Source organism: Rhodococcus sp. PvP016 (assembly GCF_017832185.1).
Classification (GTDB): Bacteria; Actinomycetota; Actinomycetes; order Mycobacteriales; family Mycobacteriaceae; genus Rhodococcoides.
Window position 1 is genome coordinate 2,143,806 of record NZ_JAFIBH010000001.1, and the last position, 21,060, is coordinate 2,164,865.

Genomic DNA, 21,060 nt, shown 5'->3' on the forward strand with positions numbered 1-21,060 from the left:
CCGTTCGGGACATTGGTTCGCGGGCCGTCGAGAAACCGACGAGGACCCCATTCTGAACGTGGAAAGAATGGATGATGGCTCTTTCGATCGTGGCATTCATGCGGTCAATTCCGCCAACAATCGGGGGAGCGTGCGCGCGATGTCGTGACGCGTCGCGACGGTGTCCCGCGCGCGTGCTCCCATGTCCGCGCGCGCCGCGTCGTCTGCGAGCACCCTTCGCAGAGCGTCGGCCAGTGCCGCCGCGTCACCCGGCGGGACGAGCACGCCCTCACCGCGAGCGAGGAACTCGGTCGGACCGCCGTGATCGGTGGCCACGACCGGCACCCCGTGGGACATGGCTTCGAGTACGGACAAGGGCCCCGCCTCGGGGAGAACGCTGGCCGACACCACGACGTCCCACCGGCGCAGCGCGCTGTCGGGATCGACGTGCCCGAGGAAGCGGACACGTCCGGCGAGATCGGGACGTGCTGCACGCGTGTGTAATTCGTCGACGTACGACTGATCGCCGGAGAAGCTGCCGCCGGCCAGTTCGACCACCACGTCGTCGAGCGTCGCGACCGCGTCGAGCAGGACGAGGTGCCCCTTCCACGGAGTGAGCAGAGCCAGCATGCCCACGACGGGCGGCGAGTGGGTGGGGGCCGCGAAGTCCGCCACGGGCCACGGCACGCCGTAGGGCACGATCTCCACCTCGATGCCCAGGTCACGTACCGGTGCTGCCGCGGCGGACGTGCACGCGACCGCGCGGCGGACGGCGCCTCGACTCGCCGATGCCACGGCGCGCTGGCGTCCCGCCGCGATCGCGTCGTGCACCAGCCAGGCGACACCGTGCGGTGGCCGGGCGAGTCGCGCTGCGGGAAGGGCGAACAACGAGTTGACGACGGTGTGGGTCGCCGGCCGTCGCGTCACCGCGCGCAGCGTCCGCGCCGCGGACACCCATCGCGCCGCCATCCGCGCCGCGGCGCCGATGCGGGCGACGCCCTGCTCTCCGCCCAGGCCCAGTTCGGGGATCGCGACGTGCACCGCGGCGTCGGGCAGCGCCTCGGACAGCGCCCCGACGGGGCAGACGACGGTGACGCCGCCCGGCCCCCGCAGTGCCTCGGTCACCAGAGACAGCAACATCTTCTCGGCGCCCGAGATGTTCGCGGTGTGCGCGACGAACACGGTGGTGCGATCCGCAGTCACGGGGCGACCTCCGGGTCAGGTGCAGGTGCAGGGGCAGGAGAGTTGCTGCGCGAGTCGCGCTTGGACAGGAGGAACCCGCACGCGGCGACCAGGAGCGCCGCGACGACCGAGATCAGGAACCACAGGGACGGTGCCGCGTCGACGAGCAGGGTCGCCCCGACGGTCACCGCGGCCGTGACGACGGCGAGGACGAGGATCGGCGACACGGCGAGCAGCCCCGACATGGGCATGCTGCGCTCGATCACGACCCACAGCATGATCACCGTGACACCGAACGTGACGACGGTGGCGATGGCGGATCCGTTGTAGGACAACCGCGGGATGAGCGCGACGTTGAGGCCGATGTTGAGAGCGAGGCCGAACAGCGCGACGAGCGGGTAGTGCCGCTGCATCCCCGCGGAGGCGAGCAGGAAGATGCCGAGCAGGATGAGCGACATGATCGCGGCACCGAGGACGAGGAGCCGTGCTGCGTCGGAACCGGGGGCGAAGCGCTCGCCGTAGAGCAGGCGGACGAGCGGCTCGGCGGACGGCCAGAAGCCGGCGACGGCAACAGCGCCGAAGGTGGCGAAGTACAGTCCGGCGGAACGGGATCGGGCGCGGAAGGTTGCGGTCTCGTGCGGCCAGGCCGCCACGAGGAGGGTGCTCACCGGCGCCACGGCGGCCAGCGCGATGGTGTCCATCATGTCGGAGAACTTGTAGCCGATGGAATACAGGCCGACCGCGTCGAAGGTGTCGAGAAGACTCAGCATCAGGACGTCGATCTTCAGCATGGCGATGGTCAACGCGAAGCCGATCGCGAGGGGAATCGCCTCGCGAAGGTAGGCACCCCACCGGTGGACGTCGATGTGACGAGACGGGCGCAGCCCCACCGACCGCCGCCGCACCGCGAGACCCTTGCCGACCGCCCGGAACGCCTCGTTGAGCACTGCCGGCAGCACGAAGATCAGCAGCACCGGCGCGAAGACGGCGGCGAGGATCGTGAGCACCAGCTGCAGGCCCTGGCCCAGGCTCTCGATGACCGCGACCAGCAACAGTCGATGGCGAGCCTGGAACAGCACCGACAGCGCGTGGGACGGCGTCGCGAACACCACGACGAGGCCGCCCAGCGCGGTCGCCGCGATGACCTCACCGGGGTACTGCAGCACCACGACGTAGCCGACGGCGAGCACGTATCCCACGAGTCCGAGAACGGTGCGCAGTGCGAGGAACGACGAGGCGGTGCGGCCGATCTCCTCGGCGTCGTCGTCCATCAGTCGGGCCAGGACGACGCGGCCGACGCCGAGGTCGGTGACGACGGACATGAGCCCGAGCAGCGCGAAGACGAAGCTGAACTGGCCCCACCCCTCGGGGCTCAGCGAGCGGGCCACGATGACGCTGCCCACCCAGCCGAGTCCCGCCACGATCACCCGGGAGATCAGCACCGCCACGGTCGCCCGCGCCGCCGCCTTCGGATCGGCGGCGAGCGCACGATAGTCGGGTGCCGCAGTCTCAGGTGTCGCAGTCTCAGGTGCCGCAGTCTCAGGTTCGGGGGTGACGGCACCCTCGACGGTGATGTCGTCGTCCATCAGAGCAGGCCCGCGTCCCGGTAGGCGTCCGCGGTGCGCTCGGCGGTCCGGGCCCACGTGAGGTCGGCCATCGCGTGCAGGGCCTCGGTCACCAGGTCCGCGCGCGCCGTGTCGTCGAACATCAACGGGCTCAGCGCCTCCGCCCAGTCGTCGACCCGCTCGTTGTCGAGCAACACCGCACCCTTGCCCACCACCTCGGGCAGGGCGCCCACCGCGCTCGCGACCACGGCGCCGCCGCACGCCATCGCTTCGACCGGGGGCAGCCCGAAGCCCTCGTAGCGCGACGCGTACGCGGTGACGGTCGCCGCCGCGTACAGCGCGGGCAGGTCCTCCACGTCGACGTAGCCGAGCCCGTTCGCGTAGCGGGGTGCGTCCGGGCCCGTGGATCCCGCGCCCGCCAGGAAGAAGGGCACGCCGAGCTTCTCGGCGGCGTCGGCGACCAGCTGCACGTTCTTGCGCGGTTCCACGGTGCCCACCTGCATGACGAAACGTTCGGGCAGGCCGTACTTCGCGCGCACCGTCTCCACCGCGCCGTCCTCCGGTGGCATGGCCCAGGCTGCCGGTGCGAGTTCGACGACCGCGGCATCGCGGCCGCTGACGGCCTTGATGCGGTCGGCGGTGAACTGCGAGACGGCGATGAGCAGATCGGCCTTGCGCAGCGACCGTCGGACGAGGCGCTGTTCGCCGGCGGCGCGGAAGCGACTCGACGCGGACGGCATGTCGATGACCGAGATGTCGTGCACCGTGGCGACGGTGGCGCCCCGGCCGACGAGGGGGAGATCCACGTCGAGCCCGTGGACCACGTCGTGCGACCCGACCGGGAGCGCGCCGAGCACCGCGCGGACGGCACCGCCGGACACCGGCCGGGGGAGCGCGTCGACGCCCGACGGTAGCTCGCTGATCGCGTCCTTCTGCACGACGGCGGCGAGGTCCGTTCCGGGGAGACGGCCGGGCAGCTCCCTCAGGAGCTCACGGATGTACGTCTGGACGCCGCTGCCGCCGGGGCGGAGGGCGAGGGCCCCGAAGACGATTCGTGTTGTGCTGCTGCGCATCCCACAACTCCTAACAAGAGCCAGAAATAGACGTCGATAGGGAAGATCTCGAAATAGGTGGCCACCAGCGACGCGAACATCGCCGCGACGATGGAGGCGCCGACACCGAGTGTCAGTGCGCCGTCCTGACCGGGGAGGGTGCGGGAGAGTCGCGTGCACCAGATCAGGGCGGTCACCAGGAGCGCGAGGACGGCCCACAGTCCGATCGGACCGAGTTCGAGAGCTGTCTTCACGTAGTAGTTGTCGGGCTGGTAGTTGGTGGACAGCCCGAGCGATCCGGTGATGTTCTCACCCTGCGCCGACGAGATCCGGTCCGCTGCCGCACCACTCGACCCGAGCCCCTCGCCGAGCCAGTGGGTGCGCACCTTCTCGATGACCTCGTTCCATCGACCGCCGCGTTCGTTCAGGCTGCTCGACGAGAAGAAGACCGACGTGATCTTGGGAACGAACGGCAGGATCGCGCCGACGAGCGCCGCCATGATGACGAGCAGGCCGCCGAGTGCCCGGAACCGGATGATGGTCATGTAGATCAGCCCGACCGCGAGTCCGAGCAGCGCCGCTCGCACGATGGCACTCGACATGGCGACCACCATGAACGGACTCGCGCACAGGAACAACAGATTGCGCCGGCGCATGGGGTTCGCGAGCGCCACGGCTCCGCCGACGAGCAGCGACAGCATCACGTAGAGCCCGAACGGGAACGGCAGGTTGAACGTGCTGAACGTGCGGAGCAGACCGCCCGACGTCCGGACCTGGGTGCCGTACTCGTAGCCGATCGCCACGAGCGCTGCCGGTCCCACGAGCAACTGGGCGATGCCGACCAGGGACGTGAACGCGCCCATGCCCATGAGGATGCTGACGAGATGATCCCGATCGCGGGCATCGAACGGCGCGAGCCACAGGGTCGCCACCAGCAGCAGGTAGAAGAACGTCACCTTGATGCCGACGAAGCCGATGACGCCGAACGACAACAGCGCCGACGCCGTCCCGAACACCACGAACAGGGCTGCAGCCGGCCACCAGGGCATCAGCAGTGTCGGACGACGCGGGCCCAGCGCTCGACTGCGCCGGATCCAGGCACTGCCGAGCGTGAAGATCACCAGGCCCTCCTTCCAGCCGGCGACGAAGCCGGGCAGAGGAAGGATGGCGAGGAGACCGTTCAGCGGGACGAACGCGGCCAGCAGGAGTACACCGAGCTGCGGTCGGTGAAAGACCGCGCGCGCCAACAGAAAGGCGACGACCAGCACGACGACCGCGGCAAGACCCTCGAGGACGATCAGCACGACGGGACCGCCGACACGGTCAGTCTTCCGCCTTCTTCAGGACCGCGGCGATGGTGAGGAACAGGATCTTGATGTCGAGGGACAGCGACCAGTTCTCGATGTAGTAGTTGTCCCACTCGGCGCGGTCGGCGATGGACGTCTGTCCGCGCAGTCCGTGCACCTGCGCCCACCCGGTGACGCCGGCCTTCACCCGGTGGCGCTCACCGTAGCGGCGGATCTGCATCTCGAACAGATCCACGTACGCAGGGCGCTCCGGTCGGGGACCCACGAGGCTCATGTCGCCGCGAACGACGTTGAGGAGCTGGGGGAGCTCGTCGAGCGACGTCTGGCGCATGATCTTGCCGATACGCGTCCGGCGATCGACGCCCTCGACGCCGCCCGGCGCGGAGCCCTCGACGCGAGCGAACTCGGCGTCCGACGCTCGCGGCGGGCGCATGGACCGGAACTTCAGACAGCCGAACGAGTTTCCGTCGCGGCCGATGCGCTCCTGGGAGAAGAAGACGGGCCCGGGTGAGCTCGTCTTGACCAACAGCGCGAGCACCAGGAAGACGGGGGAGAGGACCAGCACGCCCAGTCCGGCCAGGGTGCGGTCCATGACGCCCTTGACGACGAACTGCCATCCCTTGGGGTCGGTGTGCGGCAGCACCATCAGGGGCAACCCGCCGAGATGCTCGACGCGGGTCCGCACGCCGACGGTGTCGAACAGGCGCGGTACCAACCACACTCGCATGCCGTTCGAGTGGGCGGTGCGGATCGCCTTGACCAGACTCTCGGTGGGAACGTCCGAGAATCCGATGACGAGTTCCTCGGCGCCCGTCTGCTCGATGGCGTGCGCGAGCTGCGCCGGTGTGCCCATGTAGGGGACGGCAAGCGCCTCCGGAGTGTCCGGCTGCGGATCGACCGCGGGCGCCTTGTCGAGCACGCCGACGGGGTCGAGGCCGTACTCGGGGAACTGGTGCATGCGAGACGCGAGCTGGTGGGCGATCGGTCCGCCGCCGATGATCAGAGTCGGGGCCGCCGACCCGTGCTTCACACGGAAGTATCGCTGGATCGCGGTGCGCAGGAACCGCGCGAAGGCCACCAGGATCGCCGCGGCGATCCACACCCGGACCATGAAGAGGCCTGGCCGATACTCCGTGCCGATGACCAGGAGAATCGTCAGCACCAGCAGGGTGGCGAGCGCGACCGATGTCTCGACGGGACCGATCTCGTCCAGGAAGTTCCGGCGGAGTCCGCGTCGGTAGAGCGAGCGGGACGCCAGGATGAGCAGGACCAGCGGCACGAACAACCACGGCACCCAGCCGTAGTCGATGTCGCCCGTTCCCGGCCAGAACCTCGCCACGACGACAGCCACGATCGCTGCCGTCGCGTCCGCCGCGACGGTGACCATCGTGTGTGCGGGATCGACGCGAAGACGGTCCGCTATTCCACGTTCGTTGGACACCCTCGTGGCAGGGGCGTTGCGTAGCAACGTATCTCGCGATTCCAGTGTTTCGGACACAGGATTCACTCCGTACGGACCTAGTGATTGACCGACCGAGGTCAACACTAGTCCATTCTTTGGAGTTGTCTTCTCAGAATGGTCACGGCGCCATTACGGAAAAGCGACCGATCGACAGAGAAACGGCGCAGAAATACAGATCACGCCCGGAATGGTTCGCTCACTCGAAAATTCGCTCGCGAACCATCCACGCGATGTCCTTGAGTACCTGTACGTGACCCGTCGTCCACTGACGTGGCTCGGCGTCCCAGACGCACAGCGTGCCCACCGCGTGACCGCCGTCGTCCACCAACGGGATGCCGAGGTAGGAGATGAAGGTCTTGTCCAGCACGCCGGGGTGGTTCATGAACTTCTCGTCGAGGCGGGCGTCCTCCACCAGCAGTGGTTCACCCAGGGCCACCGTGTGGCGGCACATTCCGGCCTCGAGGGGAATCTCCCGAGGTCGTTCCTCCTCCGGCCCGAAACCGACAGCGCTCTTGATGAACTGTCGGTCCTTGTCGATCAAGGAGATCGAGGCGCCCGGCGTGGACAACGCGTCCGCGGCCATGGCCACGATGCGGTCGTAGGCCGGTTCGGACGGGGTGTCGAGCAGCCCGGTGGCCTCGACGGCGCGCACGCGATCGGGATCGGTGACGATCGCGGGCATGTCGGATGCCGCCGGAGGTGTGGACGCGGGCGTGTCGGGCACCGGATCCGCCGTCGACTCGAGGCGCTTGAGCAGATGGCCGAGATCGGTGTCGTCCGCCTCGGCAAGTTCTTTCACCAGGCGTGTCATGACGGCGCGCCGAACATAGGCGGGCACCGTCTCGCCCACCCTCACGGCCTGCTGTTCCAGAACCTCGTTGAGGCGGGCGTCGAAGCCGTCGTTTCCCGTCGTCATTTCGCCGATACTAATGCAGGCTTGTACGGGATCGAGCGATGTGGAGAATCATCGCAGCCGGAGCCTCGCCGGTGTCCGTTTTCGCTGGTACGCCCCGCGCGGCCGCCGCTGTTAGCCTGGGCCGGTGCTCACCGATCGGTCTGTTTCGCGTTCGAGGCCGACTCGGCGCGGAGCCGGTGCCGGGTTTCTCCGGCGATGCAGCGTGTCCGGCGCCGCTGTCCTTCTCGTTCTCGTCGGTGTGCCGGCACCGGCATCCGGCGTTCCGTCGGGCGAGGTACCGCGGTGCGTCGCGGAGTCCGACGGCGTCCGGGTGGGCGGATCACCCGGCGGCTCCTTCGGATTCCTGTCGGACGAGGACCTCGGACGCGAACTCGACATCGCGAAGAACGCGGGCATGTTCTCGGTCCGCATCGACATCGACTGGTCGGTGGTGGAGCCGCAGCCCGGTCGGCGCGACTGGTCGTCGACGGACAGAGTGGTCGACGCCATCGTCGCTCGGGGTATGTGCCCGTACGCCATCGTGACCTACGCACCTGCCTGGGCGCGTGTGGCGACGGCTCGGGATCAGCCCTACGCCCGGCCGGCGAGTCCGGACGCGTTCGGGGCTTTCGCAGCACTCGCCGCGGAGCGGTACCGCGACCGAATCGTGTTGTGGGAGGTGTGGAACGAGCCGAACATCACCACCTTCTTCACGCCGTTGCCGGACCCGACGGTGTACGCGCTGATGCTGCGCGCGACGTACCGCGCCATCAAGAAGGTGCAACCCGAGGCGCTGGTGCTCGCCGGCGGCATGGCTCCCGCGGTGAACAACGGCACCAACATCTCGCCGACCGCATTCCTCTCGTCGCTCTACACCCTCGGGGCGAATCGCTACTTCGATGCCTTCAACGTCCATCCGTACACGTGGCCGTTCCTTCCGAACGATCTGTCGACGGCTCCGTGGAACACCGCGATGGCGATGTGGTCGATGCACGATGTCATGAGCGCCGAGGGTGACGGCGACAAGCAGATCTGGATCACCGAGATGGGCGCGCCCACGGGAACGAACGCCAACGCCATGAGCGAGGAGGGGCAGGCCGAGTCCATCGGCATCATGCTCAATGCCCTTCTCGGCAATTCCTGGCTCGGGCCCGCGTACGTCTACAGCATGCGCGACTCGGGCAACGACCGATCCGACACCGAGCAGAATTTCGGAATGGTGCGCCGCGATTTCTCGCCCAAACCCGCGCTCGCCGAGATCACGGAATTCACGGCAGAACATTCCGGCTGATGGTGCTGGGCCGGCGCAGTGTCGAACCTGAGGTCGCCCTCGGCTCACCGTCTCGTATTCGATCAGTCGTCCGGCGGCGGTGCGAGGTGCCGTTCCGGGAAGTTCAGGTGGTTCGGGATGCCGTGCCGACCCTCGTCGATGACGGTAGGCGGATGCCACAGCACTGTTCCCGGGTACGGATGACTCGGGGGAGCGGTGCTGGTGGCCCACTGTCCGGCACGTTCGCCGACGAGCGGATGGTGGACGTCGCACGCCAGCGCGAGGTCGTCGATGTCGGTGAGGCCGCCCGCCGCCCAGTCGTCGACATGGTGGGCCTCGCACCGTGACGCGGGGGCCGAGCATCCCGGTCCGGTGCAGCCGCGGTCGCGTGCGAACAGGGCGAGCCGCTGGTCGGTGCTCGCGCACCGGCGGGCTCGGGCGAAGTGCAGCGTGCTGCCGGTGGCCCCGTCGAAGACGCGGAGATAGTGGTGCGCCTCGGCCGCCAGCCTGACGACATCGGCCACCGGGACCGCGGACCCGGTGGCGGTGAGCCCGAGACCCGCTGCGGCGGTGAGCTGGTCGAGTGACACCGACACGACGACGGACAGCGGCAGGCCACGATGCTGTCCGTGTCGTCTTGAGGCCAGCGAGTCCTTCAGGAGGTACGTCAGTGCATCGTGATTGCGCTGGCCGGGTGTGCGGTGGTCCCACTCGGCCTCCCGGTCGTCCGGCTGTTCTGCGCTGTCGGCCGGTGTCGCGTCGGTGGAAGTTGCGTCCTCGGTCCGAGGCGGGTCGTCGAGATCGACAGCTGGGGGAGTGCTTTCGGAGTTGTTCGTTCCGGGTGCCGCGAACTTGGCGAGGAACGCGTCGAGGAGCGCGCGCAGCACCGGGTCGACGCAGAAGCGGCCGCTCGACATCGAGTCGGGGCCTTGGGGGTCGATCTCGAAGAAGCGCTTCCGGGCGCGGTCGCGATCGTCGGGCTCGGCACCGTCGGGATCGAGGTACTCGGTGAGGCGCGTCGCGATGGCCGTGAGCTCCTCCGGTCCTACCGTGCGCGCCAGGTCGGCGAGAGTCTGCTCGGCGGCGTCGCGGGTCTCGGCATCGACGGTGTGAGGGAGCTTCTTCAGGAACGAGCGGATGATCGAGACGTGCGCGTCGGCCAGCGCGCCGTCCCGCGCTGCCGCGGCCGTGTGGGTCAACGGCGAATCGAGCGTCTCACCCGTCATGGTGGTTCCGGTGCCGAGATCGCGGGCCACGGCGAGGCGGGATGCCGCAGCAGCTGTGGTGATGCGCAGCATATGGGCCAGCGCGTGCGGAACGCCGCTCGCGCCGATCGCACCGAGCACAGAGTCGAACCCCGAGCCGGCCACCAGGCCGTTGAGCCAGGTGTGTGACGCGCCGGTGAGCAGGCGCCGGGTGTTCTCGGCTCCGCAGATCAGCGCCAGTCGGTCCTCGCTGGTGAGCGTCGACGCGTCGAGCACGGCGATGCCCTCGACCGCGGAGCCGAGCTGGGCGAGCAGCGCGCACACGCGGGGATCGTCGACCGGTGCGGCCACAGCGGGCAGCGCACCGACACGTCGGCCCATCTGCACCTGCCAGGCCGACCCTGGATCCCCCGATTCCATGACCTCAGACTACAGGGAATCGAACACATGTTCGATAGTGGATGTCACCAAGTATGGACAGAGAACTGCCCACCGTTCACAGGTGAACGGTGGGCAGTCGTCGATGCGCGTCGGTGTCAGCGCGAACGGTAGCTGTGCGACATCTGGCGTCCCCGGAAGTCCAGGTCGCGTCCGCCGGACAACAGTGCGACCGCGAGTGCTGCGGCGCCGACGAGTGTCAGTGTGATCATCATGTGCTTCCTCCGATCGTGCTGAGGTCGGTTCCCCTGACCGGCCCCGGCGGGAGCGTGTCCCGCCGTGCTCCATGATTGCCCGCTGCGAGGCGGTTTCCACCGGAATGAGGGGCACCCCACGTGGCGCCGATCGGGGCAACGACGGTCACAACTGAGTGTGACGCGAGGTCACGGCTACTCGCGCAAGCCGTCCGCCAGCTCGAAGACCCGGCCCACGTAGCGGGAGACGAAGACGTCGAGTGCGTGGTCGGACAACTCCAGGCACCCCACCCGTCGGAACCAGTGTTCGAGGTCCACCAGCTTGTCGCCGAGGGCCACTCGATGGTCGTCGAGAGCCCGGAGCTCGTCCGCGACCGCGCGCAGCTCGAGCACCTTGTCGTTCACCGAACTCTGCGTCGCACCCACCTCGTCCATGACTGAAGAGCCTAGCCGTGATCGAACATATGTTCTAGTCCGGAATCCGATGCCGGAGCGGTACGGTGACGCCGTGCCGAACCGCTCCCGCCGCCTGATGCGCGCCCTGGTGACCCTGACCGCCACGACGTCCGTCGCGCTGACCCTGACGGGTGTGGCGCAGGCGCAGGACCGCGATCCGGGCACTCTCGTCGGATCGACGGCGTCACCGGCTCCGATTCCGGGAAGTGTCGACGCCCGGCGCATCACCTACTGGTCGGTGGGCTCGCAGAACGAGCCGGCCCTGAGTACCGGTGGCGTCCATCTGCCGCCCGGTGAGGCGCCCGAGGGCGGTTGGCCCGTCATCGCGTGGGCCCACGGCACGTCCGGGCTCGGTGACGACTGCGCTCCGTCGGTCGTCGGTCCCACGTTGCCGGACCGCGACTTCCCGTATCTCACGACGTGGCTCGACCGCGGCTACGCGATCGTCGCCACGGACTACGTGGGTCTCGGTACCCCCGGCGTGATGCCGTACCTGGACGGCAAGGTGCAGGCACACAGCGTCGTCGACAGTGTCGCTGCCGCACGGGAACTGGAGCCGACGCTGTCGAATCGCTGGGTCGCGATCGGTCAGTCCCAGGGCGGCGGCGCCGCGGTGACGACCGCGCGGTACGCCACCGAGTACGGCGGCGACGGCCTGGACTACCTCGGTGCCGTCGGTACCGGTGTGCCGGCCAACATCGAACTCGCTCTGCTTCCGCTCGGACCCGGAGTCCCGCCCGTCGCGATTCCGGACGGTCTGACGTCGTACGTCTTCTACATCCTGGCGGGGTTGCGGGCCGCCCATCCGGAGATCGATCTGAACTCCTACCTGACTCCGCTCGGCCGGCAGTGGGTGGACACCGCCGAGACGCAGTGCGCCAACCCGTTCCACGACGCGGTGTCCGGGCTGCGACTCGGCGACATGTTCTCGCGGCCGTTGGCGCAGATTCCCGACGTGTACGGACTGCTGAACGACTACATGGGCGTGCCCACCTCCGGGTACGACCGCCCGGTGTTCATCGGTCAGGGTCTGCGGGACGTCGACGTGCCGGCGCCGTCCGCCCTGTCGCTCGCGGCGGCCATGACGGCCAACGGCGAACCGCTCACCTTCCGGACCTACCCGGGCGATCACAGTCAGACGTTCCGGGACTCGCAGCCCGACGCCATCGCGTTCGTCGACCGGCTGTTCGGGCGCTGACACCGGCCGCCCCCGTGTCCTCTCAGCAGCGTCTCAGTCGTCGGGGCGACACTGTTCCCATGCGTGTACTGGTGACCGACGACGATCGTGCCGTTCGAGAATCGCTGCGACGGTCGCTGACCTTCAACGGGTACACCGTGGACCTGGCCACCGACGGTCTCGACGCCCTCGAGAAGGTCGCGGCCGAGCGACCGGACGCGCTGGTCCTCGACGTCATGATGCCCAGGCTCGACGGGCTCGAGGTGTGCCGTCGGCTGCGCAGCACGGGCGACGATCTTCCGATCCTGGTCCTGACGGCTCGTGACTCCGTGTCGGAGCGAGTCGCGGGCCTCGATGCCGGGGCGGACGACTACCTGCCCAAACCGTTCGCGCTCGAGGAGCTGTTGGCACGGCTGCGCGCATTGTTGCGACGCACCGGTGGGGAACTGGGTCCCGACAGCGAGGCCATGACGTTCGCCGATCTGTCACTCGACCCGGTCACGCGCGAGGTGCGACGGGGTGAACGGCCGATCAGCCTCACCCGCACCGAGTTCTCGTTGCTTGAGATGTTGCTCGCCAACCCCCGACGGGTGCTCAGTCGGAGCCGCATCCTCGAGGAGGTGTGGGGCTACGACTTCCCGACGTCGGGCAACGCCCTCGAGGTGTACGTCGGGTATCTACGACGCAAGACCGAGGCCGACGGCGAGACCCGTCTCATTCACACCGTCCGCGGTGTGGGCTACGTGCTGCGGGAAACGCCTCCGTGATGGTTGCTCCCTTCGGCCGTCGGCGGGGCGAGGCCGGGAACAGTAAGGGTCGTGCGGCACAGGACGGACTCATGCGTCCTCCGATGCCGCTCACCCGCTCGGTGTCTCTGCGGTGGCGTGTCACGCTGCTCGCGGCGTCCGTGGTGGCCATCGCGGTCGCCGTCATGGCGATCGCGGCGTACGCGGTGGTGTCCCGCGCGCTGTACGGCGACGTCGACAACCAGCTGCGTACCCGGGCGAGTGCGCTCATCGAGACCAACCTCGTCGCCTTCGATCCCCGGTACGTCGCGGGTGCCACTCTCTACAGCACCGATGTCAGTGTCGCGCTCATCTTTCCGGACCTGACGAAGTACATCCCGCCGGGTTCGATCGTGCCCATCGGTGATCCCGAGATGGACGTCGCGCTGGGACAGTCGACCTCGTCGCTGCGCACCACCTCCGGTGCACGTGTTCTCGCCGAGCGCACGCAGACCGGGAGCACGCTGGTCATCGCACAGCGGCTCGCTCCCACCGGTCAGGTCCTGGACCGACTGGCCTGGGTGCTGTTCGTGGTCGGCGGCTGCGGCGTCGTCCTCGCGGCGGTGGCCGGCACGGCCGTGGGACGCACCGGTCTGCGACCCATCGGACGGCTGACGGCGGCGGCCGAGCGTGTCGCCCGAACCGATGACCTGACCCCCATCCCGGTGACGGGCAACGACGAACTCGCCCGCCTCACCGACAGTTTCAACACGATGCTGCGGGCGCTCGCCGAGTCGCGGGCGCGGCAGAGTCGACTCGTGGCGGACGCGGGCCACGAACTGCGGACTCCGCTGACGTCGTTGCGCACCAACATGGAACTGCTGATCGCGTCGAGTCGGCCGGGTGCGCCGCGCATCCCGGAGCAGGACATGGCGGAGCTGCGTCTCGATGTGGTGGCACAGATCGAGGAGCTGTCCACGCTCGTCGGCGATCTGGTCGACCTGGCGCGCGAGGATGCCCCGGAGAACGTCTTCGAACGCGTCGACATGGCCGATGTCGTCGAACGCAGCCTGGAGCGAGTCCGCAGACGTCGCAACGAGATCGACTTCGACTCGATGACCACACCGTGGATCCTGTACGGCGACCAGGCGGGTCTGTCCCGCGCTGTCCTCAACGTGCTCGACAACGCGGCCAAATGGAGTCCGTCGGGCGCCACCGTGCACGTGGCGATGATCGCCCGGCCCGACGGCTTGCTCGAACTCACCGTGTCCGACGCGGGTCCGGGTATCGCGCCGGAGGAGCGGGAGCTGGTGTTCGAACGCTTCTACCGGTCCACCGCGTCGCGGTCGATGCCCGGATCGGGACTGGGTCTGGCGATCGTGCGCCAGGTGGTGCTCAAGCACGGCGGAACCATCGCGGTCGAGGACTCGGTCACCGGCGGCACCCTGATTCGAATCGTTCTGCCAGGGGAATCCCTGGGTGCGCAGGATCCGCAGGAAGGCGCATCGCAGGACCCACAGGCCACTGACACGATGATCTCAGCGCCCTCTCAGTCCGGCGGAGCATCGTCGACCAGGACGACGTGAGGTGACCGGTGCGAGCCGGTCATGGAGATGGAGCGAAACGCATGAACGAGGACCGCACCACTGGTGACACCGGCCGCGACGGCCGGGACGGCGCATCGGAGCCCACCGCGCAGCAGCCCGCGTACGGGGGACAGACGCAGCCCCAGTACACCGGGTGGGACGGTCGACAGTCCGGTCAACACCAGTCGGGCCACCACCAGCAGCCCCACAACCCGTACCAGCAGCCTCATCAGCAGGGACAGAACCCCTACCAGCAGAACCCGTACCAGCAGCCGCAGTACTACGGCGGGACGGCGCCGGCGACCACGTCGCGGAAGCCGGGGCGTGCAGCACTCGTCGCGGGCGCCATCGCCCTGGCCTTGGTGAGCGGTGGAGTCGGTGGCGCGGTCGGCGCCATCGCGGCGGACGGCGGCAACGGTGGCGTGACCAACGCCCTGAATCAGCCCGTCACGCAGGCGAACCCGGCCGCCAACGCCCCCGACGGTTCGGTGCAGGCAGTGGCCGGCAAGGTGCTCCCCAGCGTGGTCCAGATCCAGGTGGCGGGCCGCACCGCCGAGGGTGAGGGGTCCGGCGTGATCCTCTCCTCCGACGGCCTCATCCTGACGAACAACCACGTCGTGTCCGGTGCGGGTGCGAACGCCCAGCTGACCGTCTCCTTCAACGACGGATCCACGTCGTCGGCGACGGTGATCGGTGCAGACGCGTCGTCGGACATCGCGGTGATCAAGGCGCAGGGGCGCAGCAACCTGACGCCCATCGAGCTCGGCACCTCGGACGGTCTGCAGGTGGGTCAGGGTGTCGTGGCCGTCGGTTCGCCGCTCGGCCTCGCCGGCACGGTGACCTCCGGCATCATCTCTTCGCTGAACCGCCCGGTCGCGACCAGCGGCGAGTCGACGGACCAGACCACGGTGATCGACGCGATCCAGACCGACGCGGCCATCAACCCGGGTAACTCCGGCGGTGCGCTCGTGGACATGAACGGCAAGCTGGTCGGCGTCAACAGCGCCATCGCGACGTTGGGAGCGGGCGCCAGCTCGTCCGAGTCGCAGAGTGGGTCCATCGGCCTCGGCTTCGCCATCCCCGTCGATCAGGCGCGCCGCATCGCCGACGAGCTGGTGCAGACCGGCAAGGCGACGCAGGCGATCATCGGTATCAGCGTTCCGAGCCGTGACGACGCCAACGGAGCGACGGTCATGGCCGTCACCGAGGGCGGGCCGGCCGCGGAGGCGGGCATCCCGACGGGTGCGGTGGTCACGAAGGTCGACGACCGCGTCATCGCCAGCGGCGACGCACTCATCGCGGCGGTCCGCTCGCACGCCCCCGGCGACCAGGTCTCGGTGACGTACACGCAGGGTGGCAACGAGCAGACCGTGCAGGTCACGCTCGGGACGGCCCCGAGCGGAGGCAACTGATGAAGCGACCCCGGATCGTCCGTGACCGTGGGCACCTCACGCCCATCGTCGGGCACATCGAGTCTCCGTCGGGCCCGGGCATTACGGTGAGCGACATGACTATGGATGCAGCCGTGGCCGGACGTGCGCTCGTCGTGATCGTCGACGACCGCACGGCTCACGGAGATGCCGACTCGACCGGACCTCTGGTCAACGAACTGCTGACCGAGGCGGGCTTCCTCGTCGACGGTGTCGTCGTGGTGAGCAACGACGAGGTGGACGTGCGCAACGCACTGAACACCGCGGTCATCGGTGGAGTCGACCTGGTGGTCTCCGTCGGCGGCACCGGCACGTCGCCGCGCGACGTCACCCCGGACGCGACGGCCGAGGTGCTCGACCGTGAGCTCCTCGGCATCAGTGAGGCGCTCCGCTCCTCCGGACTGGCGGCGGGCTCGCTCGACGCGGGCCTGTCCCGCGGGCTCGCCGGAGTGTCCGGCAGCACGCTGGTGGTCAACCTGGCGGGGAGCCGAGCCGCCATCCGCGACGGAATGGCGACGCTGACGCCCCTCGCCGCCCATGTCATCGGTGAGTTGTCCAGCCTTGACGGCTGACGGCCCCCAGAAGAACGACCCTCCGGCCGGCGGCGCATCACCCGTCGATCCGGACACAGAGGACACCGCGAGCCGGGCCCGTGCACGACGGGCCCGGCTCGCTCGTGTCTTCGGCGACGTCCTTCCCGAGTCGACTCGAGACGACGGAACGTCCGGCGAACCACACCGAGGTGATTCGTCCTCCGGCTCGGAAGAGTGGTTGAAGAGCCAGAGGCCTCCGCATTACGACTAGTTTTGTGTGATCCACATCACTGGGAACTACCACAATGCGAACCCGGTGTTGCCTGTCTGTTAACCGCGAATTCGCCTGAATTCGGACGACTGCCCCGCGAGTTACCGCAGGGTAGATGTGGCTGGTGTGACTGACAAGCCCGGTCGAGCAGTGGTTCCGCTCGAGGCCGAGTTCGATAACGCCCACGTCACGGGCACCCCGGGGGTCCTGCTAGCACAGTCCGACGACATTTCGTGCATGTGAAGTTGCGGCGCGTCGTGCGGCCAAAACGCTTGTGACGCACGTTCACACGCACGAAACGTGGACGGCGGTTCACGGACGCAACGCCGCGAACGTAGGGATTGTCACGGTCCGAATCACCCTCTAAGGTTTCGCTCAGGTTCAACGGTGGATGCTGAATCGATACGAGGATGCGTCCAACTTGTGTTCCTGCACTGCCCGACGCGTAAGCCATGAGCTTGCAGTCGCCGCCTGATACGGTTCGCTCGCAAGCGAACCGCTCGGGAGGACGTCAGAGCCCGACAGCGCACCCGAGGCGAACACGCCGCGGGACGAACATGATGAGGAAATACATGACCGTAATTCAGAAGCCGCGGCGCAGCCGGGGGCTCAAGTCCATGCGTACCGCAGTGGTCGCCAGTGCCGCAGTGGTCGGCCTGGTCGTCGGTGGCGGCTCGGCATCTGCAGCAGTCGACGACTCGAACTCCGTCGTCGACGGTGGTGGCAACACCATCACGGTCTCGCAGGCCGACACCTTCATCAACAGCGTCTTCCCGCTCGACGGAAGCCCCCTCACCCGTGAGTGGTTCCACAACGGTCGCGCCATCGTCGAGGTCACCGGCCCCGACGCCGCCGACTTCGAGGGCGACATCACCCTCGGCTACCAGTTCGGCTACCCGGCTTCGCTGGGTGGAGAGCTGACCTTCAACTACACCACCCCTCAGCTCTCGGTGAGCACCGACGACTTCACCGTCTCGGACATCCTCCCGCAGGTCGGCACCACGGTCACCCTCGAGCCGGGCCCCGGCATCGAGGATGTCGAGGTCGGCACCGGCTCGGCTTCGGGCGAGCGCACCGAGATCCAGATCTCGAACGTGCACGGCACCGCGACCAACATCGCCGGCAACGTCTCGGTTCGCCCGTACGTGAAGGTCGTCTCCAGCAATGGCGACACCGCAGTCACCTACGGCAAGCCGTGGCGCTTCAACTGATCCTGGCCCAGCCGGTATCAGTTGCCTGCTGATCGGTAGTCCGCTGCCACAGCAGATCTGAACACAGACGAAGCCCCATCCGGGTCATCCGGGTGGGGCTTCGTCGTGTTCGTGAGGCGTGACAATGGTGTATGACGGCGGTCGGTGGCATGTCACCAGTGTCCGAAGGTGCACCGCCCCACTGCGTTCCGACGTCCACGCGTCCTGTTGAATGGTCGGCATGAACTCCGGTACCGCGACTCGTGTGATGACTGCAGCTTTCGCCCTCACGGCCCTGGTGGGCCTGTCCGCCTGCAGCAGCGGGGATTCCGGGTCGTCCGACGACTCGTCCGAGAACGCCACCGCCTGCACCGATTTCGAGACCACGTACGACCAGTTCACCGCGCTCGTCAAGGCCGGCCCGGCCGACACGGACGTCCAGACCTGGACCGACGCGAAGACCGCCGAGATGCAGAAATTCCAACCGCTCGCGGACACCGCCACCGGTGACGTCGCGTCTTCGCTCAGCACCCTCATCGGAGCGCTTCCCGCCGATTCGCTCGAGCTCACCGAGCCGGACAGCTCGTCCGGTCAGGCGTTCGTCGACAATTCGGCGGCCGTGGTCGATGCCTGCTCCGCGGCCGGCACCGCGATCACTCTGGACGAGTTCCCCTTGGTCACGTTCAACTGATCCCGCTCGTCCGAACAGACGACGAAGGGCTCGTCCCCACCGTGCGGTGGGGACGAGCCCTTCGTCGTGTCTGCGGGTGACTACGTGGTGGTGTCCGGCTTCGTGTTTCCGGTGATGCCGTCCGAGGTGGTCTTGACGCCGTCGGACCGGCCCTCCGCCAACAGGTCCCGGATCTGGATCAGGATGTCCTGATCGCTCAGGGCCTTCTCCTTCTTCGTCGCGAAGCGGTTCTTCGCGGTGTTCACCGGGAGGATGAGCACGAAGTAGACGACCGCCGCGATGATGACGAAGTTGATCACCGCGGTGATGACGGCCCCGATGTTCACGAATGTCGCGTCGTTGCCGGAGCGGATCAGGAAACCCCAGCCCAGCTCATTGCTCGCCCCGATGGACGAGATCAACGGGTTCACGATGTTGGTGGTGAATGCGGTGACGATGGCCGTGAAGGCCGCACCGATGACCACCGCGACCGCGAGGTCGACCACGTTCCCGCGCAGCAGGAAGTCCTTGAAGCCCTTCAACATGCGATCCGCCCCTACTCTCGTCGATCATGGATTGAGCCACGACGAGAATAACCGACCAGACCGCCTCGATGGGCGCGGCGAAGCCCGGGACGGTCACCGCAGCAGGACCGTCAGTGCATCGGAGAGTGATGCAGCGGCGACGGCCGACGCGTCGTCCGCGCGCAGGGCGACCAGGACGAGCTGGTCGCGTCGCGACACTCCGGAGCTCGGGGCGGATACCATCACCACGGTGGCGCTCTCGGCGATCACCCCGGACGGCGACGTGTCGTCCGGCGCCGCCCGCACCACGTCGACCACGTCGCCGGCTCGAAGCAGTTGCGCCAGCTCGGGATCGGCGAGGCGGATCGGCACGATACGGGCATCACCGGACGGCAGGGTGGTGGACGCCAGCCGGGGCCCCAGCAATCGGACGTCGGTGAGCGCCTCGCCGGATCGGACGGGTCCGGCGACCGTCCGTCCCACCGCGTCGTCCACCGACCGCAGCGTTCCGTCCGCGAGCAGAGACGAGTCGACGCGGGTCAGCGTGACGTCGGCCGCCGTGAGTGAGGTTCCGGGCGCGAGGTCTGCGGCGGTCACGACGACCGAGACCTCGGTCCGCGACGGGTCGGTTCGATAGGTCGAGACGACGGCGAGCCCCACGAGAGCAGCGGCGAGCATGCGTCGAGCGGCAGGTGACCGCAGACGCGGCGGTAGAGGCGGGATGCGGTCGAACAGGCGCGCAGTCAGCGGGTGATCGACCGTGGGAGACATGACGCGACCGTAGAACGCGGGCGACGCAGGACGCGGCCAGGATCGACGGTGCCCGGGGACAGCGGCTCAGCGGTCCCCGGGGCGGACGATCAGCTTGCGGCGGCGGGGGTGGAGGTGCTGCTCGACTTCTTCTCACTCGAGGTGGTCGAGGTGGAGTCGGACTTCGTGTCGCTCTTCTTCTCGCTCGAGTTCTTGCTGTCCGAGGAGCTGCCGGAGTCGGAGGAGCCCGACTCGCTGCTGCTGGAGCTGCCGCGGCTGTCGTTGCGGTAGAAGCCGCTGCCCTTGAAGACGATGCCCACGGTGTTGAACAGTTTGCGAAGCTTGCCGGAGCACGCGGGGCAGACCGTCAACGAGTCGTCCGTGAACTTCTGGACGATGTCGAACCGGTTGTCACACTCGGTGCACGCATAAGAGTAGGTAGGCACGTTTCCTCCGCTGTCGGTCCCTGACTGGCACTCTACAGTCGACAGTGCCAGCGTCGGCAATCGAGTCAACGGCCGTGCAGGTGGCGCTATTCCTCAGCCGCGACCGTCGCGGACGAGCCGCTGCAACCCCGACAGTGGCGTCAACGCGTGGGTCATGCGTACGTCGTGCGTCTCGGTGGGCAGCGCGTCGACCAGCTCGTCGTCGTACACCACACCCACCAGCCACGCGTCCGGCCGGACGGCGTCGAGCGTGCGGTCGTAGAAGCCGGCGCCCCGGCCGAGGCGGCCGCCGCTGCGGTCCACCGCGAGTGCGGGTACCAGCACGATCGACGCGTCCGCGACGGTCTCGGGAGGAAGCGTCGGGCCGGACGGTTCGCGAAGGCCGTACGCGGCCGCTACGAGCGAGTCGGGTCCGCGGTACTCGGCCCAGGACAGTGGCCCCGGTTCGCGCGCGACGGGCAGCAGGACTCGCAGTCCGGCGGCCAGTGCGGAGTCGAGCATGGTCACGTCTCCGGGCTCGCTACCCACCGGTACGTAGGCGGCGAGAGTGTCCCCGCCGCGCTCCCGTGCATCGGAGGCCAAAACCGACACGGCGTGAGAGAGTGCCTCTGACGCCCGCTCTCGTGCGAGGACGTCTCGTTGCCTGCGGGCAGTGAGTATGCGTGTCCTCCACTCGAGTTTGTCGTCACTGATCACGGGGGAAACCCCAGTGTCTCGCGAAGGACGATTCGCGGTCTACATGGATAGGGTGTG

The 21,060-nt window shown here is 68.2% G+C and carries 20 protein-coding genes; 8 read left to right on the plus strand and 12 right to left on the minus strand.

Annotation, left to right across the window (positions count from 1 at the left end; all coding sequences use genetic code 11):
• Positions 1–96 precede the first annotated feature (96 nt).
• The 6 genes from JOE30_RS10020 to JOE30_RS10045 all read right to left on the minus strand — a co-directional run bounded on the left by JOE30_RS10020 (position 97) and on the right by JOE30_RS10045 (position 7,463).
• The gene (locus tag JOE30_RS10020) at positions 97–1,182 is read right to left on the minus strand and encodes a glycosyltransferase family 4 protein (protein ID WP_307806128.1); all 1,086 of its coding nucleotides are present in this window, start codon (positions 1,180–1,182) and stop codon (positions 97–99) included.
• Positions 1,179–2,747 (minus strand): flippase, encoded by a 1,569-nt coding sequence (locus JOE30_RS10025; protein WP_204866422.1) that lies wholly within the window; start codon positions 2,745–2,747, stop codon positions 1,179–1,181. Before JOE30_RS10025 ends, JOE30_RS10020 begins: the two co-directional genes overlap by 4 nt.
• Positions 2,747–3,799: a glycosyltransferase family 1 protein gene (locus JOE30_RS10030; protein WP_204866423.1), complete on the minus strand. Its 1,053-nt coding sequence runs from the start codon at positions 3,797–3,799 to the stop codon at positions 2,747–2,749. The genes JOE30_RS10025 and JOE30_RS10030 overlap by 1 nt, the downstream gene beginning before the upstream one ends.
• Positions 3,709–5,082: an O-antigen ligase gene (locus tag JOE30_RS10035; RefSeq protein WP_204866424.1), complete on the minus strand. Its 1,374-nt coding sequence runs from the start codon at positions 5,080–5,082 to the stop codon at positions 3,709–3,711. Before JOE30_RS10035 ends, JOE30_RS10030 begins: the two co-directional genes overlap by 91 nt.
• A gap of 19 nt (positions 5,083–5,101) precedes the next feature.
• A complete protein-coding gene (locus JOE30_RS10040; protein WP_204866425.1) occupies positions 5,102–6,472 on the minus strand; it encodes a sugar transferase in 1,371 nt (456 codons plus the stop codon).
• Positions 6,473–6,743: 271 nt separating this feature from the next.
• Positions 6,744–7,463: a GAF domain-containing protein gene (locus tag JOE30_RS10045; RefSeq protein WP_027504123.1), complete on the minus strand. Its 720-nt coding sequence runs from the start codon at positions 7,461–7,463 to the stop codon at positions 6,744–6,746.
• Between the two features lie 202 nt (positions 7,464–7,665).
• Between JOE30_RS10045 and JOE30_RS10050 the strand changes: the two genes are divergently transcribed.
• Positions 7,666–8,733, plus strand: coding sequence for a cellulase family glycosylhydrolase (locus JOE30_RS10050; RefSeq protein WP_307806130.1), 1,068 nt, complete (start codon positions 7,666–7,668; stop codon positions 8,731–8,733).
• 62 nt (positions 8,734–8,795) lie between these two features.
• On the opposite strand, the gene JOE30_RS10055 is transcribed toward JOE30_RS10050, so the two are convergent.
• Together JOE30_RS10055 and JOE30_RS10060 are read right to left on the minus strand one after the other, a co-directional pair.
• Positions 8,796–10,337 (minus strand): HNH endonuclease signature motif containing protein, encoded by a 1,542-nt coding sequence (locus JOE30_RS10055; protein ID WP_204866426.1) that lies wholly within the window; start codon positions 10,335–10,337, stop codon positions 8,796–8,798.
• Between the two features lie 407 nt (positions 10,338–10,744).
• Positions 10,745–10,984, minus strand: coding sequence for a hypothetical protein (locus JOE30_RS10060; RefSeq protein WP_027504121.1), 240 nt, complete (start codon positions 10,982–10,984; stop codon positions 10,745–10,747).
• A gap of 97 nt (positions 10,985–11,081) precedes the next feature.
• Here JOE30_RS10060 and JOE30_RS10065 point away from each other — a divergent pair, with 97 nt between their 5' ends.
• From JOE30_RS10065 to JOE30_RS10095, 7 genes are all read left to right on the plus strand, one after another.
• Positions 11,082–12,203: a lipase family protein gene (locus tag JOE30_RS10065; protein ID WP_204870215.1), complete on the plus strand. Its 1,122-nt coding sequence runs from the start codon at positions 11,082–11,084 to the stop codon at positions 12,201–12,203.
• Positions 12,204–12,262: 59 nt separating this feature from the next.
• Positions 12,263–12,949, plus strand: coding sequence for a response regulator transcription factor (locus JOE30_RS10070; RefSeq protein ID WP_027504120.1), 687 nt, complete (start codon positions 12,263–12,265; stop codon positions 12,947–12,949).
• Positions 12,950–13,020: 71 nt separating this feature from the next.
• Positions 13,021–14,493: a HAMP domain-containing sensor histidine kinase gene (locus JOE30_RS10075; protein WP_239532337.1), complete on the plus strand. Its 1,473-nt coding sequence runs from the start codon at positions 13,021–13,023 to the stop codon at positions 14,491–14,493.
• A 41-nt stretch (positions 14,494–14,534) separates the two neighbouring features.
• Positions 14,535–15,905, plus strand: a complete 1,371-nt coding sequence (locus tag JOE30_RS10080; RefSeq protein WP_204866427.1) for a S1C family serine protease — start codon at positions 14,535–14,537, stop codon at positions 15,903–15,905.
• Between the two features lie 95 nt (positions 15,906–16,000).
• Complete coding sequence (locus JOE30_RS10085) at positions 16,001–16,495, plus strand: molybdenum cofactor biosynthesis protein B (RefSeq protein ID WP_204866428.1); 495 nt, start codon at positions 16,001–16,003, stop codon at positions 16,493–16,495.
• 804 nt (positions 16,496–17,299) lie between these two features.
• On the plus strand, positions 17,300–17,938 hold the full coding sequence (locus JOE30_RS10090; RefSeq protein WP_204866430.1) for an MspA family porin: 639 nt from the start codon (positions 17,300–17,302) through the stop codon (positions 17,936–17,938).
• A 247-nt stretch (positions 17,939–18,185) separates the two neighbouring features.
• Positions 18,186–18,608, plus strand: coding sequence for a hypothetical protein (locus JOE30_RS10095; RefSeq protein ID WP_204870219.1), 423 nt, complete (start codon positions 18,186–18,188; stop codon positions 18,606–18,608).
• An 80-nt stretch (positions 18,609–18,688) separates the two neighbouring features.
• Here the strand turns inward: JOE30_RS10095 and mscL are convergent, their stop codons facing one another.
• From mscL to JOE30_RS10115, 4 genes are all read right to left on the minus strand, one after another.
• On the minus strand, positions 18,689–19,132 hold the full coding sequence (mscL, locus tag JOE30_RS10100; protein ID WP_204866432.1) for a large-conductance mechanosensitive channel protein MscL: 444 nt from the start codon (positions 19,130–19,132) through the stop codon (positions 18,689–18,691).
• A 93-nt stretch (positions 19,133–19,225) separates the two neighbouring features.
• A complete protein-coding gene (locus tag JOE30_RS10105) occupies positions 19,226–19,882 on the minus strand; it encodes an SAF domain-containing protein (protein WP_204866434.1) in 657 nt (218 codons plus the stop codon).
• 89 nt (positions 19,883–19,971) lie between these two features.
• Complete coding sequence (locus JOE30_RS10110) at positions 19,972–20,307, minus strand: FmdB family zinc ribbon protein (RefSeq protein WP_204866436.1); 336 nt, start codon at positions 20,305–20,307, stop codon at positions 19,972–19,974.
• A 93-nt stretch (positions 20,308–20,400) separates the two neighbouring features.
• Positions 20,401–21,000 (minus strand): 5-formyltetrahydrofolate cyclo-ligase, encoded by a 600-nt coding sequence (locus JOE30_RS10115; protein WP_204870221.1) that lies wholly within the window; start codon positions 20,998–21,000, stop codon positions 20,401–20,403.
• Between the last annotated feature and the right edge of the window lie 60 nt (positions 21,001–21,060).